The sequence below is a fragment of the Paraeggerthella sp. LCP19S3_G8 genome (assembly GCF_052119225.1).
Taxonomy (GTDB): Bacteria; Actinomycetota; Coriobacteriia; order Coriobacteriales; family Eggerthellaceae; genus Paraeggerthella; species Paraeggerthella hominis.
In genome coordinates this window covers 1-1,963 of sequence record NZ_JBQKFQ010000023.1, presented here as the reverse complement: position 1 = coordinate 1,963, position 1,963 = coordinate 1, and the positions used below count along the sequence as shown (strand labels likewise).

3 protein-coding genes and 1 tRNA gene are annotated in these 1,963 nt (G+C 34.7%); all 4 read right to left on the bottom strand.

What is annotated here, in order from left to right; translation table 11 throughout:
• Positions 1-36: 36 nt before the first annotated feature.
• Positions 37-522 (bottom strand): hypothetical protein, encoded by a 486-nt coding sequence (locus ACTQZK_RS13205; protein WP_441899743.1) that lies wholly within the window; start codon positions 520-522, stop codon positions 37-39.
• 119 nt (positions 523-641) lie between these two features.
• A tRNA-OTHER gene (locus tag ACTQZK_RS13200) sits at positions 642-710 on the bottom strand.
• A gap of 24 nt (positions 711-734) precedes the next feature.
• Entirely contained in the window at positions 735-1,268 is a 534-nt protein-coding gene (locus tag ACTQZK_RS13195) for a PBECR4 domain-containing protein (RefSeq protein ID WP_002402066.1), read from the bottom strand.
• A 394-nt stretch (positions 1,269-1,662) separates the two neighbouring features.
• Positions 1,663-1,963, bottom strand: a 301-nt coding sequence (locus ACTQZK_RS13190) for an SH3 domain-containing protein (protein WP_441549972.1), incomplete at its 5' end; no start/stop codon positions are given.

The following is a 1,963-nucleotide window of genomic DNA, read 5'->3' as shown; positions in this document are numbered from 1 at the left end:
TTTTTGGCACATTTTTTGGCACAAAAAAGAATAATACTATTCTATCCATTCATCATCGAAATATTCGTCTACAAATTCATCTATTATTTCGCAACGTTCTATTTCTTCCTCAAATGGATTTTCTTCAGGTATATGCTCTTCGCTCCATTTCGTGAAGTTATGAATCTGAATGTTTCTAATATCATAAAAATCGACCTCGTTTTCTCCAATCAATACAACGTCAAATTCTGCCATTCCACGAAAAACTCCGAACACATGAGGTTTTACGCGATCATATTCATCTAATGAGTTCAGCTGAATTTCTAGTACCTTATTTTGTTTGATTGAACGATCCAAAAAATATTCTATTTGTCGCTGTGATTGCTGCGGCAGTCTATCAATATTGCGAGCATGATATTCATCAGTACTCTTTATTGCTTCAGTCAATTCGCCCAACGGAAACGCCGTTGGCCACTTTAATTCAAAAGGACGGTCAACATAATCGTTGTAAGGTTTAAACTCTTTTTTCGTTCGTCTCACCATCTGATACACTCTCCTATCAGAAACATTATACGAACGTTTGTTCTATTTTTCAACAAAAAAATATTCACATAACAAAAAACACACACCTCTCGTAAGAAAAAGAGGCAGGTGTTTTACTATGGACCATACAGGACTCGAACCTGTGAACTAACCGTGCGGTTGGCTTTAACCAACTGAGCTAATGGTCCTGAAAACTTTACTTATTAAGTAATCTATAAATTAAATGAAATAAGCTCTAAAGTTAGAATTTTTGCTCTTTTTGATTTAGTAAATGTTGGGCGACTACTCTTTGATACGTAGAAAGTGACTGGTGCATAGACACAATCGTTTACTTCACGTAATCCAAGTGTTAATATTTTATTTTTATGCGGATGGCTAAAAGCTATGTCTAGTTTCATAGATGAACCAAACTTATCTGCTTCAGACACATATATCACTGAATCATTGTATCCCTCTAAAAATATTTCTAGAATAAATTCAAATAGCTCTACTCGATCTTTTATAGTACCAAAATTGCTGTGCCTTTGCAGATGTTTATATGTAATAACTTCATCATTCAATTTTTGACAAATTATTCTAGGTGAATCCTTATAAATTTTGTGTAAACCCAATAAATGTGGGAGTTGTAAGATGTCAAATTTTACATAAAAACAGTCCAGTTTAACAAATGGCGTTGTTATAACAGCCATTTTGCCATCAAGATTTGATAAAAATAAGTTGTATGTTTTCTGCAAATCTTTAGGCATTTTTACAACTCCTCTATAATTTTAGACATAAAAAAAAAGAGTGCAAATCATGGATACCGTCCCATGCTGACCAACGCTAGGTTAACCCACCTGCTGGGGAACGTGGGTGCACTCAATTCCCACTTTGCTTGTAAATAATGATCTAAAGCTAGACTAGAAAACGAGGTAATGATATCCTTTCCTCACACTTAATATAACATCTAAATGTATCGTATGCAATAAAAATATCTCATGAAATTATTTAAAATACAGCATAAAAACAAGTTTAAGAAGATTTTTTCACTTACAAACACGTAAATGTGCCTGATCATCAGCTGGTTGCCATATTGTTAATTTTAATTAAATAACAAAAAAAAGAGTCACCTTTGGGAAGGCGACTCAAAGAAAGTTATTCTTAGTATCCAGTTCCCCAGGTATTCGATGGATTTCCATCATTTGGGCCAACAGGAATATGAATTCTTGTTCCGTTTGAATCTGTTCCACCTAGCCATACATAGCCGTCTGCCACATGAACAGAATCATATCTAAATTGTGCACCTTTTGGCCAAATTCCATATACAGGCGCTGACAAGTTTGGCGCACCGTTGCGAAGAACAATACCTTCATTTACTCCGATAGTAAATGTTTTTGCAGGTGTCGGCTTGCTATTTTCCCACAATTCTGCAATATCTCCATCGTTTGCATAACCTAAAAGT

Coding starts and splice junctions, on each gene's coding strand:
- ACTQZK_RS13195 (WP_002402066.1), bottom strand. CDS start 1,268: ATGCCTAAAGATTTGCAGAAAACATACAACTTATTTTTATCAAATCTT.
- ACTQZK_RS13205 (WP_441899743.1), bottom strand. CDS start 522: ATGGTGAGACGAACGAAAAAAGAGTTTAAACCTTACAACGATTATGTT.